This is a genomic window from Arthrobacter sp. SAFR-044 (assembly GCF_051965175.1).
Taxonomy (GTDB): domain Bacteria; phylum Actinomycetota; class Actinomycetes; order Actinomycetales; family Micrococcaceae; genus Arthrobacter.
In genome coordinates this window covers 23,050-38,309 of sequence record NZ_JBQCMK010000005.1, presented here as the reverse complement: position 1 = coordinate 38,309, position 15,260 = coordinate 23,050, and the positions used below count along the sequence as shown (strand labels likewise).

15 protein-coding genes and 1 pseudogene are annotated in these 15,260 nt (G+C 59.0%); 9 read left to right on the top strand and 7 right to left on the bottom strand.

Features of this window, described 5'->3' with window-relative positions; all coding sequences use genetic code 11:
• Window positions 1-277: 277 nt before the first annotated feature.
• The 5 genes from ACTHQS_RS09405 to ACTHQS_RS09385 all read left to right on the top strand — a co-directional run bounded on the left by ACTHQS_RS09405 (window position 278) and on the right by ACTHQS_RS09385 (window position 2,839).
• The gene (locus ACTHQS_RS09405) at window positions 278-496 is read left to right on the top strand and encodes a hypothetical protein (protein ID WP_440168069.1); all 219 of its coding nucleotides are present in this window, start codon (window positions 278-280) and stop codon (window positions 494-496) included.
• 85 nt (window positions 497-581) lie between these two features.
• The gene (locus tag ACTHQS_RS09400; RefSeq protein WP_440168068.1) at window positions 582-845 is read left to right on the top strand and encodes a hypothetical protein; all 264 of its coding nucleotides are present in this window, start codon (window positions 582-584) and stop codon (window positions 843-845) included.
• Window positions 846-967: 122 nt separating this feature from the next.
• The gene (locus ACTHQS_RS09395; protein WP_440168067.1) at window positions 968-1,108 is read left to right on the top strand and encodes a hypothetical protein; all 141 of its coding nucleotides are present in this window, start codon (window positions 968-970) and stop codon (window positions 1,106-1,108) included.
• Between the two features lie 13 nt (window positions 1,109-1,121).
• Window positions 1,122-2,501, top strand: coding sequence for an MFS transporter (locus tag ACTHQS_RS09390; protein ID WP_440168066.1), 1,380 nt, complete (start codon window positions 1,122-1,124; stop codon window positions 2,499-2,501).
• Complete coding sequence (locus ACTHQS_RS09385) at window positions 2,501-2,839, top strand: nuclear transport factor 2 family protein (RefSeq protein WP_440157629.1); 339 nt, start codon at window positions 2,501-2,503, stop codon at window positions 2,837-2,839. Before ACTHQS_RS09390 ends, ACTHQS_RS09385 begins: the two co-directional genes overlap by 1 nt.
• A 315-nt stretch (window positions 2,840-3,154) precedes the next feature.
• Here ACTHQS_RS09385 and ACTHQS_RS09380 read toward each other — a convergent pair whose 3' ends face one another.
• From ACTHQS_RS09380 to ACTHQS_RS09365, 4 genes are all read right to left on the bottom strand, one after another.
• On the bottom strand, window positions 3,155-3,523 hold the full coding sequence (locus tag ACTHQS_RS09380; protein ID WP_440168064.1) for a type II toxin-antitoxin system death-on-curing family toxin: 369 nt from the start codon (window positions 3,521-3,523) through the stop codon (window positions 3,155-3,157).
• Window positions 3,520-3,726: a ribbon-helix-helix protein, CopG family gene (locus tag ACTHQS_RS09375; protein ID WP_440168063.1), complete on the bottom strand. Its 207-nt coding sequence runs from the start codon at window positions 3,724-3,726 to the stop codon at window positions 3,520-3,522. The genes ACTHQS_RS09380 and ACTHQS_RS09375 overlap by 4 nt, the downstream gene beginning before the upstream one ends.
• Before the next feature lie 341 nt (window positions 3,727-4,067).
• A complete protein-coding gene (locus ACTHQS_RS09370) occupies window positions 4,068-4,379 on the bottom strand; it encodes a CHY zinc finger protein (protein ID WP_440168061.1) in 312 nt (103 codons plus the stop codon).
• A gap of 19 nt (window positions 4,380-4,398) precedes the next feature.
• Window positions 4,399-5,040, bottom strand: coding sequence for a biotin transporter BioY (locus tag ACTHQS_RS09365; protein WP_440168059.1), 642 nt, complete (start codon window positions 5,038-5,040; stop codon window positions 4,399-4,401).
• A gap of 93 nt (window positions 5,041-5,133) precedes the next feature.
• On the opposite strand from ACTHQS_RS09365, the pseudogene ACTHQS_RS09360 reads away from it, so the two are divergent.
• A pseudogene (locus ACTHQS_RS09360) lies at window positions 5,134-5,521 on the top strand (recombinase family protein); the annotation flags it as partial.
• Between the two features lie 262 nt (window positions 5,522-5,783).
• Here ACTHQS_RS09360 and ACTHQS_RS09355 read toward each other — a convergent pair.
• A complete protein-coding gene (locus tag ACTHQS_RS09355) occupies window positions 5,784-11,891 on the bottom strand; it encodes an N-acetylmuramoyl-L-alanine amidase (protein ID WP_440168057.1) in 6,108 nt (2,035 codons plus the stop codon).
• A 614-nt stretch (window positions 11,892-12,505) separates the two neighbouring features.
• Between ACTHQS_RS09355 and ACTHQS_RS09350 the strand changes: the two genes are divergently transcribed.
• From ACTHQS_RS09350 to ACTHQS_RS09340, 3 genes are all read left to right on the top strand, one after another.
• Window positions 12,506-12,961: a DUF6623 family protein gene (locus ACTHQS_RS09350; protein WP_440168055.1), complete on the top strand. Its 456-nt coding sequence runs from the start codon at window positions 12,506-12,508 to the stop codon at window positions 12,959-12,961.
• Window positions 12,962-13,383: 422 nt separating this feature from the next.
• A complete protein-coding gene (locus tag ACTHQS_RS09345) occupies window positions 13,384-13,602 on the top strand; it encodes a hypothetical protein (protein WP_440168053.1) in 219 nt (72 codons plus the stop codon).
• A gap of 20 nt (window positions 13,603-13,622) precedes the next feature.
• Window positions 13,623-13,901 carry a hypothetical protein gene (locus ACTHQS_RS09340; RefSeq protein WP_440168051.1) on the top strand — a complete coding sequence of 93 codons (279 nt, stop codon included), beginning with the start codon at window positions 13,623-13,625 and terminating at the stop codon, window positions 13,899-13,901.
• Between the two features lie 289 nt (window positions 13,902-14,190).
• Here ACTHQS_RS09340 and ACTHQS_RS09335 read toward each other — a convergent pair whose 3' ends face one another.
• Entirely contained in the window at window positions 14,191-14,346 is a 156-nt protein-coding gene (locus tag ACTHQS_RS09335; RefSeq protein WP_440168050.1) for a hypothetical protein, read from the bottom strand.
• Between the two features lie 121 nt (window positions 14,347-14,467).
• A partial coding sequence (locus tag ACTHQS_RS09330; RefSeq protein WP_440168049.1) for a hypothetical protein occupies window positions 14,468-15,260 on the bottom strand: 793 nt, incomplete at its 5' end.

Sequence of the window (15,260 nt, the reverse complement as noted above, 5' to 3'; positions counted from 1 at the left end):
GGCCGACGGCGCTGCTGGTGCGGGTCCGCCCTTACAAATGCACCGGGTGCGGCCGGGTGTGGCGGCAGGACAGAGCGCCTTCGCCCCGTCGGTGACTGTTTTCATGCGTGCCTTACACACGGGGTCCATGAGATTCCTCGCTTTCGCCCACCACACTCAGCGCCCGCGTTCACGAACTGAAGTGTGGAGGCGGCCCGGTATTCGGCAGCCTCCGTGGTTGGAGCCGGAATGATCTTGGCGGGCACTCTAGGCGCTCTCAAATGAGGCACCAGTCGGGATGAGCCACAACGCCTTTTCGTCCGTAGTGCTTGTCCTGGTGGGAGTCGCGTTGATCGCTTTCAGACGTTCTGTATCCCAGCTTCAACTCACAGCACTGGCCAGTGTTGAGTATTTCAGGAAGAACCCCAAGATCCATCTCAAGCGGCTGGGTGCGGCCGCGGTAATTTTCGGGGTGCTGTTCATGCTTATCGGCATTTTCAGATATTTCGCGGTTTGAATCCTTCTACGAGAGTTTCATCCATCTGTGCGTCTAGCGATGGAATCTGCAACACTGACGGACCAGTGGGACTCTGGCTCTGTCCGTGACGGTCGAAAAGCGAGTCTTTGTGGGGGGGCAGCGAATGGGTGAAGGCGTAGTTTTCGCGCTGGTGGCCGCTGTCTGGTTCGTCTTCCGTAAGCGGATAGCGGCATATCAAGTGTTCCTGGTTACAGAGAAGTTTAAACTTCTCCCCGTCAGGGACAAAGCCGAGCAGCTGCGGGGCGTGGAACTTGTAGGCACCTTGTTCTGCGCACTGCTCTTCGTTGCAGGGGTCTTGTTGATGGTTCTCCGCACACAGCTCGGGTAGACCGTTGAGGCGTCCGCTGCTGGATCCTTTTACGGGCGATCAAGTCCTTCGCGAAGTGTCTCAAACCCGAAAGCGCCGATCTGCCTTTCTGGCCTGAATACCGGCAAACAGAACGGTGGACAATGTTGCTGGACACCACCCCGACAGTGGTCCCGGACCCCCGGCAGCAACAACGGCAGGCATGGGAAACGGCAAAGTGGCAGCCGGACACCTGGTGGGAATTCCCCGCCCTGCACTCGACCAACACCACCACCGACGACTGAAAGAGTCCGTACAATGACGTACACCCACAACACAGCTTCCGAAGGCACCGGGGACGACCTGCCAACCACCCTTTACAAAAAGCTTGCCTGGCGAATTCTGCCCCTGGCCTCCGTCTGCTACGCCGTGGCCATCATCGACAGGGTCAATATCGGCTTCGCCAAACTGGAGATGAGTGCCGACATCGGGCTCTCGGCCGCGGCCTACGGCCTTGGCGCTGGCATCTTCTTCCTCGCCTATATCTTCTTTGAAGTGCCCAGCAACATGATCCTCGAACGGGTCGGCGCAAAAGTGTGGATCGCGCGCATCATGGTCACCTGGGGCGTTGTCACTATCGCTACGGGGTTCGTCCAAAACACTGGACAGTTCTACACTGCCCGGATCTTCCTGGGCATCGCAGAAGCGGGCTTTTACCCGGGGATGGTCTATTTCCTGTCCCAGTGGTTCCCACGCAAACGCCTCGCCCAGGCCTTGGCGCTGCTGGTCATCGCAGGACCCATCGGCAGCATGTTCGTCGGTCCTCTGTCCGGGTGGGTCATGTCCGGCCTGGGGGGACTCGCCGGTCTCGCAGGCTGGGAATGGCTCTTCGTGATGCAAGGCATACCGGCTGCCCTCCTTGGCATTATCTTCTTCTTTGCTGTTGCCAGCTCGCCGAAGGACGCCGTGTGGCTCACCGCTGAGGAAAAGGCCGCCATCGCGGCAAGCCTCGGTCCCGCCGGGGCACGTGAGAAAGCGTCAAAACAGTTCAAGAAGGCCATCACCACCAAGCGGGTTTGGCTCCTCGGCTTCATCCTGGCAGCCAACTACATAGGCATCTACGCCGTCGTCTTCTGGATACCGAGCATCATCAAAAACACCGGCGTTACGAATGTAATGACGATCGGGTACGTGTCCTCGGTCCCGTTCGCTGTCGCTGTCGTGGCGACCATCGCCCTTGGCATTTACTGCGACCGTAGCCAGGCGCACCGGCGGGTACTGGTCACGGGCATGGTACTGGCCGCGCTGGGGCTCGTGATCAGTGTGGCCACCGGCGACCAGCTGGCCCCCACCCTTATCGGCATCTCCCTCGCCAGTGCACTCTTCACCGCTACGGGCCCCATCATTTGGGCGGTCACCAACCTCGAGCTCAAGGGCATGACGGCGGCCGCCGCCGGCATCGCGCTGATCAACACCATCGGCTCCATTGGGTCCTTCCTTGGCCCTTACGTCATGGGGCTCGGCCAGGACTGGACGGGCAATGTCATCGTTCCCCTCCTGTTCATCGGAGGCGTGGCGGTAGCCGGGGCACTGGCTGCCCTTGCCATCCCCCGCACCCCAAGGAACCCGGAACACCTCGACAGAGGGCGTGACACTGCCCTGAAACCGGTCCCCCAAGGGAAAGCGGGCGCCCAGTAGTGAACACCCTCTCCGAGACAGTGCGAACCGTGATGGAGGCCTACAACAAAGGCAACCCGGAACCCCTGATCGCCACTTTCCACGACGACATTCAATACACCATCGTCGAACTCGACAGGACATACCGGGGCCTAAAGGCAGTCAGCGCCCTGGCCCGCGAGGGGGCCGGACAAACACGGTTTCACCTGCAGGAAGTCACATCGCACGGGCCGTTGATCGCCTTCACCTACGACCACCACAACCCTCTTGCCGGAATGAGCTACAACGGCCCAGGACTGGCCGTCCAAAAGTACGACGACGACGGACGGCTGCTCGGACAATGGGCTTATAGAGCCTGAAAACCAAACAAAGGACGACGGCGGGATTCCCGCCGTCGTCCTTTGTCATTCTGATCGCTGCTATCGCAGCAGCCCCGAGCCACTACGCCCGAAGACCTGCCGCTGTCAAGCTTTGTCAACACTAGGCACGCCAACAAACGTTTGACCTGCGGAAACACTGTGCCCGAGGTGGGACTCGAACTGCATTCCGGCCCCTGGAAACAGTGGGAGCCCGCGAAAACATGCGGAATCCGGGCCAGTTCGAAGGCTATTGGGCCCAGTACGAGAGGAAAGGTGTGGACATTGTCCACACCCCGTTTCGGGGGTGTTCAAGGACTACCGGGGCACCAGATGTCTGGAAATCTCGGCGGCAGAGTCCAGCAAGTCGATGGTGCCCGCGGCGACTCCGACGACGAGGTCGAAGCCTTCATCCGTGGTGAAGCCATGCCGGTAACCGTTGATCCACAGCAACAGCACCATGAGCGTCCACGCCGTCCGTTTGTTGCCATCAATGAGCGGATGAAACCGGGCGACCGACTCCAACAAGGCAGCCGCCTTCACCGCCAGTTCCGGATAAGCTTCCGCGCCCATGACAGTCGTCGCCGGCCTGGCCAATGCCGAGGCCAGCAACCCGACATCCCGTATATGGAAGCCGTACCGATCAACTACCTGCAGGGCATCCTCAATGTCCAGGTACGCTGTCACGCGTCCTCAAGGCGCTTCAGCAGCTCAACGTCATGACTCATCACGAAATCAAGGCCCTCGCTGATTTCACGCTGGCGAGCGTGGCGCTGAAGAACCAACTCAGCCCCCTGCAACAAAAGCGCAGACTTTGACGTATGTTCCTCGGCAGCCAACTTCTCCAGCCGTCGATCGAGCTCTTTAGGGACACGGAGATTCATAGCCATGTCCTTATGGTACCAAAACGGTACCCGTCCTGCCGCCGTCATGCTGTGCGATCTCTGTGCAGTCAGGACGCGTTGTAAGCGGCAGCACTTCCAAGCTTTATGACGGTTCCATCATCGGCTCTTTAGCAGAACGAGCAGAAGCGGATTAGACGACTCGTGGACGCAGTCCCGTAGAGCTCTGAAAGGCAACCCGTGTGCTTCCTTAAGGCGCAAATGGAGGCAGGAGCTCTTGTGGTGTGACTGCGCTGGGGCAGGCACACTGCCTCCATGCCGGGGGTGTCACTGCAAAGCCGCTGTGCGCTGGCGTCGCTCTTCGCGGGGAATCATCGGAGAGGTTCCGTTCAGGTCTGGAAGTAAAAATGCGTGTGGGCCGCACACCGCTCGTTCAGTCGAGCGGCACAGTTGGGGCACGATGTGGTCGACAGATAAGCGTTTATGGACATCTCGCTTTTGCACACACCGCACAGGACTGCTGGCTCTGCCCACTCGTTTCTTGGCCATGTTAGGGCCGGGTGGTCTGCCTCCTCCTCGTGACAGAGATGGCAGGGATAGTACCGAAGACAGCACTTGAACTTTATGGCTATGACATCTACGTCGGTGTGATAGTGAATGCAGCGGGTTTGGTCGTCTACGGTTTCCCCGAAGATCCTCATAGCCATGCTCCGGCCTCGCTTACTTCACGCGGCGCACGAGGATGTCCGGGAAGGCCTTGTGGGCGGCCACCGCGGCGGCGGATGCCAGTGCGTCCTTTAGGATGTCGCCGGGGTAGAAGATGAGGTCACTGGCGAAGGCAGCCTGCCATGACAGCTTGAGGTTGACCATCATGCCGAGCACGCCGAGCAGGTGCGATGCGACCACGGTGACCACTACCGCGGCGAGGAAGAACCAGAGGCCGCGCCGCTTGGCGGGGAGGCGCCGGATGATTTGCTCGGCGGCTATGCCAACGAGCAGAGCGGCGAGGAGGAACCCCACGATGTATCCGGCGGATCCGCCGGCGAGGACGGCCAGGGCCGCCCGGCCGCCCGAGAAGATCGGCAGCCCGGCGAACGCAAGGAGTAGGTAGAGCGCCACCGCTGCGGCGGCACGTGATCCGCCCAGGACGAGGCCTGTCACCATGATGGCGAGGGTCTGCAGCGTGATGGGCACCCCGAAGCCGCCGACGGGAATGCCTGGGACGATCGCCGAGGCTGCGATCAACGCGGCGAACACGGAGATAAGGGCCAGCGACTGCGCATCCCACAGTGGACGCGGCGTGCGGGGGCTGTTCTGGGCCGGGCGGCGCGGTGCCGAGGTCGAGGTCGTCTCGTGGCTCATGGTTCCTCCTGTGAATGGTGGTCGGTCCTCCGAAGAAGGCTACAGAGCCCTGTCTACGGTCATTTTGTAGCGAAGCCACGACTGCGCCGATGATCTATGGATCAATTGCCACAAACCAGCCATCTGCCTTGCACAGCTCTCGTCCAAGGCCTCACGCGCAAAGGTGTCCGCGTCGAGTTCGTGAAGCAAAGCCTGGTCTCCACAGGCGAGGACTCTCCCCCATGGCCAACCTGATGCTCTCGGTCATGGGCGCCTTCGCCCAGTTCGAACGTTCCCTGATCGGGGAACGGCAGCGGGAAGGAATTGCCCTGGTGAAGCAGCGCGGAGTCTACAGTGGGCGGAAGAAGACCCTGCCCCCGAACGGGCAGCCGAACTCGTGAATCGCGTTGAGAACGGTGTTCCGAAAGCCGTTCTGGCCCACGACTACGGGATCAGCCGTGAAATGGTCTATCAGTACCTTCGTCTGGCCAGGGTCACCTAGAACTCCTGGCAGACAGGTTCACAAACCCTCTTATGACAGCGCCAAGACTGCCAGTTCCGCACTTCGGCAAGCTGACGGAATCTCCATTATCGGCTATCAAATTTTGCCGGGGGAGTGCCCTCAAAAAGGGGCTGCTTCCGGCCATCATTCGTGGCTTTTTCTCCAGGTTCCGTACTTTCAGTGACACACCATGGAACAGGCTCCATTCCTACCGATTCTAGGCGCCGTTACCTTTAGCAAGGTCCATAGCTGCAGTCTTGTCTTAGGGAAGGTTTGCAGTATGAAGGACGCGTTTGATCATTTGCGCCGTCTCGAATTCGAGCCGGCCGTTGTAGAAGCTGTCAGGCTGGATCCGGGAGCCAGAGAAGAATCTGTTTTTGAACACCTGGATAGCTCGATCCGTGCCGTCGTCATATGTGCTGCTTCCAGCGGAAGGGATCGCATATCCGATGGCAGCTAGATCGGATTTGACCTCGGTGACCACTGCGCTATAGTTCGGGGGCTGCCCTCTTCTAATGGGCAGCTTGATATTGGTATCGGCCTTGAAGATGGCGCCGTAGATGTCCTCCACTGGGTTTGACGCTGTGAAGATTGTTGAAGCGTCTGCCGGGGCGAGGCCGAAGCCTGCGGTTTCCAGTCTGGGCCAGTCCAAGCGCTTTCCTGGGTCGAGTGCCTTTCGTCCGACATCGCCGTTTGGATGCAGTCCGATGTCGCTGTGGCCAATGAAGTTTTTCGCTTTTGTTGCCGGGTAAGTGGCTTTGAGTTGGCCCAGTAGCGCAAGGAGGGCGACATACTGAACCTCTTCGTAAGCGACAGTGTCATTGAGGTGGACGATTTCAATACCGATGGACGAGGTATTGAGTGATGGCCTGCCTTTCCACATTGATCTTCCGGCATGGTTGGCGGCGTCGGATGCCTCGTGAGCCATTTTGATTATTTCGCCCGTCCGGGTAATCACGTAGTGCGCTGCTGCCTTCTCAGTTGCCGTCGGGTCCACGAAGTGGGGCGGCAGGTCACTGTTTCCGGCTGTGTGGTGCAGAACCACATAGTCTGGCGATACTCCTGTCGGGCGCGAGGATTTGTGTGGTGTTTTGGCCCAGAGGGGACGGAGTTTGACCGTTATGCTGTCGCCGCGAAGCACGATATTGGGATTGCCGGTGATAGCCGTGATGCGGTTCCCGGTGACCGTCACTTCCGCGCGTTCTTCCAGCCACATCCTGTCAGGTAGCGGGACGGCTGCCGTTGCGGCGAAGCCAGGCCAGTCCGCTGGTTCGGTGACAGAGTGGTCAGGTGTGATGGTCAGGTCGTGGACTCCGTCTTGAAGTTTCTCGTTCACGTCCTTCCAGGTGTTTCCCTTGACGTTGACGGTGAGGTTCATGCTCCCACTGACGATTGAAGCTTTGAACCGGACGTCCGTGTCGGTTGCCAAGAATTTGTTGACGCCCTGGATTCTGAAGGTACGTTTCGCCGCACCGGTTGGAGCGGTTGTGCCGGCGTCAGCCTCCAGTCCCGGCAGGTAAAGGATCCGCCAGTCTTCGAAGATGGCGAGTTTGCTCAGGTCTCCGCCGTTGAACTTCCGGTTGAGCTCGTCGACCGACAGGGTGATGGCTGTTCCTTCATTTGGTGGATTGAAAACTGTTGGGTCGCTGTCGAATGTCTGGCTGATGTCCCATGGGTCGAGAACCTCGACGCGTGCCCCGGTCGCCGTCTCGTCCCCGGCTATGCCGTGAATGACTATTGCGTGGGAGGAAGGTTCCCCGACAACCGTCACGTAGAGGGGGCCCCGCTCGCGCAGCCATTGGCGCCATTGCGCCGCGGTGGGGTATTGGCTGCCGACGAGTTGGATGTCTTTGAAGCCGTAGAAGTCCTTGACGTCCTCCAGGCGGTCCCATCCGTATGACTGCTCGAGGCTGTAGCCTACTTCTGCTGCCAGATGAGTGGCGGTGAGCACCACGCTGGCGGAGGCAGCGATGCTGCGCCGGTATCCCTCAAGCATCGCCATTGCAGCAGCCCAGCAGGAGGTTTTGTTGGGCTGTGGGACCAGTGCTACATCGTAATGTATCGGTTCCTGCTGTTGCGATCGCCCGGAGCTAACTTGGACCTCTTCGGTGCTTCCGTCCGAGTGGGTAGTCTTGGCAGTTACGCTGCGGCCGTCATCGAGGGCTTCCACTGCTGCCGTTGTGAGCGATGGTCTCCGGCTTGCTTGCGCGGCTGTTTCAGCTTGTTGCCGGGCGCCGCCGTCGATCTGCTGGCCCAGGTGGTCTCGGACCAGTTGGCGGTACTCGGGGTCAGTGATGGCTTCGGCATCGTGTGCTTCTTCCAAGGACCGCATGATGGAGCGGGAATTGGCTGAATTGTGGTCCTGCATGGCCATGGTCTTGGCCATTTCCGCGAAGGCTTTCGCGTTCTCCTGGTTTGAAAGGTAGGTGCGAATGACGTTTTCCTGGTTGCCGGCAAGGCCTGTAACGTCCCGGAAAGCTTGGCTGTTGACGAGGGCCGTTGACAGCCCTTCCAGTCCGCTGCCGGGTGCGGGGGCTTCCCTCGGGGTTTGCATTGTTACCAGAGGCTGGGCGAATTGGGCCCAAATCGCTTTCCAGTCGGTCCGCTGGGGTGTGGGTGTGACGACCTGCTGGATCGCTGTTGGTTCTTCGGTTCGGAAGAGGTCCCAGTCTTGAGAGGAGTCCGGCTTGACCTCTTCGCAGGCGTCGCACTGCCCCATCAAAGCCTCCATGTAGACTCCCCGGGTCGGGACGCTCAGACGGTAGGGTTCGACCGGGTGGAGGGGCAGATAGTGATCACGCAGGGTTGGCGTTGCTTCTTCCTCTTCCTCTTTGTTCTCGACGATGAGGGCCTGTGAGACGTTGTATCCGTCGGCTACGGGAAAGACCAGCGAGTTCCCTGCGACAGTGATCAGTTCGTGTTTGACTACGGATGACAGGCTTCGATAGCCGAGGGGTGCCCCGAAGCGGTTGAATATTTGAATGTTGAATCCGTCTAGCAGCATGAAGCGGCGGTCGGCGTCAAGAGTTCGCCACAGTGCCTTGTTGTAGTGCTCGAGGTTGGAGTTCAGGTGGGCCACTAGTTCCTCGACCAGGTAGGTATCTTCTTTGCGGGGGTTGCGGCGGTCCTGGGACGTCAGCGGTGTGGCGAGCAGAGCCCCGCTCGTAGCGAAGTCTTCGTCCAGCAGATCGTTGCCGGAGTAGCCGTTGTGGATATCACCGCTGTAATGCGCTGTTATATACCGGATGCGCACTTTGTCCACGATGAGCGTGGCTAAACCAGCACTCCGTAAGCCGTGGATTACCTGGCTGTTGGAGTGCAGACGCATCTGCTCCGGCAGATCCTTGCGGGGTACGGTGCTGCCGCCGGACAAGCGGATCTGCATGGCGCGTTCTCCACCGTTGTACCTGCTCATCGCTGTCAAGTCGAGATTAAGTGTCCCAATTCGGATAGTGTCAACGATTTTATTGAAAATCAGCGGTGCAATATCCCGATTGAATATTCCTTCCCATTCAGAGATGAGCCGTCCCGCAAAGTAGTTGTCGAGCATCTGGTGAACATCACTGAATTCTCCCAAGATGTTCGAGTAAGACTCCCACTGCTGTCGATCGATGGGGTTCTGAAAAAAGTCGATAATGAATGAATTTCCAGAGATCTCGATTGTCTTTGGGGCAAATGACTTGACACGTATTGCATCGGCTGGGCGCACGGATTGGAAGTTGGCGTCCAGGTCCATGAATGCATCGAAGATACGCGTCTTGACCAGGACTTCTTCTTCCACCGTGTTGGTACCGGGCCCCCCCAGCAGGGATAGGCCCCCAGTGAAGACCGCCACGGCGGCGGTCTTCACGATATCGATTTCTTGGCGTGACACGGTCTTGGTAACGACCGGGAGGGAGACGATGCGGTCGTATCTGGTTCTCGGGCGCGGAAGGCGGGTGCGTAGAGTGAACTCGCCGGTGATTTCGGTGATGGGGTCTTCGGCGTAGCTATTCAGCGGGAAGTCTACCCTTGAGTATCCGCTCAGGATTCGTTCGTTGGCGTCGAAGGCGCGGGTCAATGGATGCTGCTGCCGCACGCTGCCGCGCAGCAGCATGGGACGTAGATAGGTGCTGGACGGCATGGGGAGAAGGTGTGTCGTCAGGACGTCTTTCCATTTTGAGATGTTCCTGCTGTTGAACTCGGTCAGCAAAAATGGGACAAAAACGCATTCTTGAACGTCGGCGAGTTCCTGCGAGATTGCGTAGTGCCGCAGGACTTCGAAATACATCATCGTTATGGAGTGGCAGTGGTTATGGTTGGACACGACTTCGGTGGTGACCGCGTACTCCTGCCCCTCCTTCACGGTGGTCACGACGGATGCGTTAAGGCGTCGGTAGCTTTCGGCGTTCTGTGACAGGGCTTGTCGGAGTTTTTCACCGAAGAATTGGGTGATGCCACGGGACCCGCTTTGTGAGGCCGAAGAGTTTGAGTTTGCGTAGCCTCCTGCGACGCCGAGGGATCCGCTGATGGCGCCGATGGATCCACCTAGGCCAAGGCCGGCGCTGATCCCTGAGGTTGAGGCCGAACTTTGCCCGGCAAGGGTTTCCCGGATTCCGCCGCTGAGCACGTCCGTGATGCTGCGGTCATCCACGAGGGTTGCGCTGAGTCGTTCACTTTGGGTAAGTCTTTGCTCTTCGCTGGCTTCGAGCGTGTTGGCCATGTCGTATGAAACGATCTGCTTTTTTTGTCCTGGGGCCAATGGCAGGGAGTAGACCAGATCACCCAGAGAGTACCCGTCGGCCTTGAAGACGGCTTTGTAGAAGAGTATGTGTCCTGTGGAGACGGTTACCGCCTGGTAGAAACTCAAGGCATCACCTGCCAGTGGCGCGTCCTGCCAGCGGATTGGGTTGCCCAGGTCAACTGGGGCCCGGTTGATCTTCTCGGCTCCCCCGCTTAGTTGGAATGAACCATCGCCATTGCGGGTCAGCGTGTAATTGGCTACGTCCGGGTCGGAAACACGGACGATGGCGTTATATGCATACTCCTGCAACGTCCGGTTGGGTGTGGTGATGCTGATGCATCCACCCCCCAGATCTTGGGAATACTCGTCTGAATTGATTAGATCCGACTGGTCAGGCAGCCGCGTCACACCGGTATTTTTGGTCGCGCAACCGCAGTCCTCCGGATGCTCGGCATGCCCTCCGTCGTCGAGAAGAATGTAGATGAAATCCTCAGAAACCGTCTCCTCCGCGGAAGTGGATGCGATTCCGACATCGACCGCCGCATCGGGAGCGGCGGAAACAAGCGCTTGAGCGGCCACGAACACCCCGCGGGGATAGGGCATCGAAAAATAGCCCCGATCGTTTGTCTCCGCGGCTGACACAATCCGCCACACCACGTCGGTAGCGGTTTTCCCTTGAAGGACGACGGTAAGGCCGCGGACCCGCGTACCGGCGTGGCGGGCTAGCACCTGCCCGCGGATGCGTTTACGGGCAGTGCTGCTCCCCGATCCCCCAGTTCCTTCGATGACTCCCGGGCGGTGAGCCGGAATTTCAATTTTCAAACCATGAAGCAGCGGATCCGAGGCGCCGAAGTCCTGACTCCAGAGCGTAGCCCCGTCGAAGCCTTTGACCCGCACCCGGACCATCCCCTCGACGCCCTCGGCAAAAAGAGTTGGTTGGGTCAGCATTTCGAAGTTCACTGGAACATCGAGAGGGTCCGCCAATGTTCCCCAATCAGCGGTCAACGTACGAACCTCGATGGATCCCGACGCCGACCGGACGGGCACGTCCGCAACAACGCTGTAAAAATCCAAGTCTTTCCGGGTTAGCGGCTCCCCATCTGTTTTCACCAAGAAAGTCCCGGCAACTGTAACTGGTGTCAGTGAGCCCAAGTCAATCAGAAAAGACGTCAATTCATCGAAGCGGGCGTGCACGGATTTCACGAACTCAGCAGACACACTATGCCTCTGGGCCAGTTCCTGGAATTCAGCTTCTGACAGGGAGTCAGCTTCAGCGGATTCCGACGTGAAGGTACCGATGTTGACCAAGAGCCTAAGCAGATAGTTACTGCCTTGCCGTGGCGGGGGCGGGTTGTCAAGGACCATCCGGTCATAGATTGCAGCATTGACTAGGAAAAGCTTATTGGCGAACTCCAGCGTGTCATTGGAGTCGTCATGGGGCCCCACCCGAGGGCCGATGTCCAAAAAAAAGTAGGCACGAAGCGCCCCTCTATCGAGCACAGTCCCGGTTGAGTCAGAAACTGCAAAGGGAACTTCCAATTGCAGCTTCTCGAGGTCCCCCTCCCCCACCCAACCCGTGAACATCTGTCGGTCATCGCCAACAACGAACCGGCCATCATACGGGAACAAAAACGTCTCGTTCGGCACTACCCGGTGAGTCACAGGCTCATGGCGATCCAGGTCCCTTCTGACCCGAAGCACCTCCCTCTCCTCACCAGCGATGTAAGAGTAGACCGGAAGCCGCAGAGTCAGTCTTGTGATAGGTATCGAAGCGCTTCCCGTGTCAATGCGGAGGCTACCTGTCACAATAGCCATCGTTCAGGCCCCCATCCCAGCACCAGGCCACGATTGCGTCGACTCGCGGGAGCCCAACATCTGGCCACGCCGACCGACTGCTTGGACATCGGGTGGAGTGGTCCAGGCCGTTCTCGCCAACAGTTCAGGGCCCCGGCGTCCTACCGTGGATGTCGACGCTGCTGGGCAGAAGGACGTGTAGCAGTTGAAAGGTGTGCTCATCGCGCGCCGCCTATCCGGGCTTTCATGGCAGTAGGAACAGCCCAGCCTATTCAGCGACGTGTTACTGCAGCGTTACTGCTGGCAGCGCACGAACTGCCCATTCCAGACATACGATGGCCACCCAGCGTCAGGGTGCTTATAAATGCACCTTGCAAGGCATAACCCCTAGCCAAGAAGGTCACAACGCCTCCACACTGATTGCACCAGCCTGCTGGGGAGCACCTAAAATCTAGGAGGCTAAAGAAGTGGCACGCTTTTCAACTCACGGGGTAGCCGCGGTCGTCGAGTTCCCGACAAATGTCCGCAGAATCATGCACAACCTTCAAGGAACAACGATTTTTCAAAGCGCCCGAACGGATAACTGGCTACATCTGCCGATAGCAGCGGAGCATTTATCCATAGGTATTCAGCAGCGTGTATCCGAGGTGTTCTTTAAATGCACTTTGAATGAGAACGCACGTATTGATGAGGTTCGCCTGACCGATGAAAATCAAATTGTTTTCCGAAGGACAATCAATTTTGTCGGCGAAGATGTCGATGAACGCATGAGGTTCACCGAGGTACCTTTTGTCGGCGGTCTGGTGCTCACCCTCCATGTTGAATTCCTGGACGGCACTCCTGAGGGAAGGATGGAATTTAGGAACGGCGGCGCCACCACCAGGGCTGTGGGTGTATTTCCAGTTGGGGGATCCGGCGCTTAGCTGGCCATGGAAAAATAGGGTTCCTCCTGGTCCGAGCAGGCCTCATCGCCTGCGTTCGCCGCTTCCTCCCACCGATGTAGTCGCTCGAGAGGTGGGTCTGCCCGTGCTGCATCAGGCCGATCAGGGACTGGGAGAAGCAGCCATCGTAGGAAGACCTCCGTTAAAGGTGGACGTCAGGATTTGCATGCGCTTCGATCCCGGGATGTCTCGGGCCTCTGACATGATCTCGACGGCGCCGGTCCCCGAATGGCAGGCGTCAAGAATCAGGAACATCCCGTCAAGCCATTGCTCAGGCCCGGACAAGAGGGTTTCCACGTGGGTTCCAACCTCATAAGCGGTTCAGGACGTGGATTTTCCGGATTCCCGTCCTTGGGGAGCAGGAAAAACCGTGTGCCTCCTCTGGACTTGTCCCTGGTAACCCCGTGTCCAATGAAGACGATCAGCAGGCTCGCCTGCGCGGAAGCGGCGGACACCACAGCCTCTTCAACACTCGGATCCAGCCGGTGAATGCGACCGTTTCCTTCAGCTTGACATCCCCCACGGCGGGGATCGGTCAGCAATTCAAACAACCGACTCACCCGGTCGGGCACGAAATCCAGATGCTCCAGAGCGTCACACTGCGAGCCGATGACCAGGGCTGACCATCGGCAGCCCACTCGGGTTGCGCACCATCATCTACGACCGCATCTCACCGCAGCCCCCCGAATACCCGGCCATGGTACGGAAGTGGGTCAGCATCGCCGACCGCAACGATCTCGTAGCCGCCGAGCCGGACTTGACCAGACTCTTCGATCGGAACAAACCCGCCGAGGCCGTCCTCGAATCCGCATGGACTGTCGACAATGGAGCCAAACCCCATCAGGGCGAGTACTACCTCGGAAAAGCACAAGCCGGTCGACCGATTGCCGCCGCCCTGGGTAACCGGGAAGCGTCCGATTAGGACTGTGCTGCCCGACCCGTGCTGAGTTGCTGGCAGCCTGCCCCGCAAACTGCTGTGGTCGGGGAGTGTGCCTCGTCGATCATCCGCACAGGAGGCAGTTCGCTCCAGAGCGTCGTACTCATTAATCGGCCGAGGCAGTTGTCATCACTAACTACGACCCCTATTTCCGACGAAATTCACGCCGTCGCCGGCCGCCCGGACGGCCTCACCTCCGCTGCAGTCCCGCTGGCAAGGGATCCACCCGGCTCTGACGCTGTCAAGGGAGGGGGACATCAGTAGCAACGCGCCCTTAGACCGGATAGCCGTTCTGCTCACTCCAGTAGACCAGCCGGTCGCGGGTGGTGAGGGTGTCGGGGTGGTCGGCGCCCTGGATCCGGATGCGGTCTGTCAGGATCCGCCGGTACTCCTCTGAAGCTTCCGTGGCCCCGCCTGTCTCCGCCGTCAAGGTGGCTTGACGTCAGCGGTGTGGGTCAAAAGAACTCGATGTTGGAATTCCTTCGGCCCAGGCGGGGCGATACCAACCCGATCGGCCAGGTAGGTGTTCTTCTAATTATGACTAGTTTGGTTCAAGAACGATGTCGTGGCCGCTGCCAGTGCCATGGCCATCCCTTGAACGGCTCATCCTTCTCATTGAAAAAGGCGTTCCTCTCAACGTTGTCGGCTTCCGTCATGAAACGTAGGTTATCCACTTTCAACCAGAGGTTCTCGCCCGTGCTGCCCGGAATCTTGAGTTTGAGGCTGCCCGGAATCTTGTGATCGATTGACAGTCGAAACTGCTTCGGTGAGTCATTTGAATCGCGATTCGGAAGTAGGTCAAGAATCGGCGCGCCTTCACCTCGGCCAAAGTTATATCCGGCGAGTTCCAGCATCTTCCGAACCTCGTGCGCGTTTGCATCCTGATCTGATTCATTGTGGAGTATCTTCCAAAACTCGTTTCGCGCCGCGTCATACCCCCGCCTAGTATTCGGCTGCTCACTACTCGCACGCTCCCAAACCTCACGCAACGCCGTGGTCTGTCCGAAGTCCGAATGGTACGCCTGGATAGCGGCATACAACTGGGCCCGGTCTTGTGCTTGCTTCGCCGTGCCCTCTTCCTCGCGTCGGAATGATTCGGCTCCGGCGTCGGGGCTCAGCGGTTCGACGGTGCGTTCGGGCTGGGCTTCGGCTTTGGCCCGTTCTGCCCGCTGGATGTCCCGCTCGATCTGCTGGGACTGGCCCCGGTTGAACTGGGAGACCCAGTCGTAGGTTTCCCGGCCGGCCCGTTCCCGTTCGGCCCTGCGGGCCTCTTCCTCGCGTCGGAATGATTCGGCTCCGGCGTCGGGGCTCAGCGGTTCGACGGTGCGTTCGGGCTGGGCTTCG

Bases quoted from the DNA above. Each gene is read 5' to 3' on its own strand.
- ACTHQS_RS09370 (WP_440168061.1), bottom strand. From the start codon at position 4,379: ATGAGGATCTTCGGGGAAACCGTAGACGACCAAACCCGCTGCATTCAC.
- ACTHQS_RS09390 (WP_440168066.1), top strand. From the start codon at position 1,122: ATGACGTACACCCACAACACAGCTTCCGAAGGCACCGGGGACGACCTG.
- ACTHQS_RS09365 (WP_440168059.1), bottom strand. From the start codon at position 5,040: ATGAGCCACGAGACGACCTCGACCTCGGCACCGCGCCGCCCGGCCCAG.
- ACTHQS_RS09405 (WP_440168069.1), top strand. From the start codon at position 278: ATGAGCCACAACGCCTTTTCGTCCGTAGTGCTTGTCCTGGTGGGAGTC.
- ACTHQS_RS09395 (WP_440168067.1), top strand. From the start codon at position 968: ATGTTGCTGGACACCACCCCGACAGTGGTCCCGGACCCCCGGCAGCAA.
- ACTHQS_RS09375 (WP_440168063.1), bottom strand. From the start codon at position 3,726: ATGGCTATGAATCTCCGTGTCCCTAAAGAGCTCGATCGACGGCTGGAG.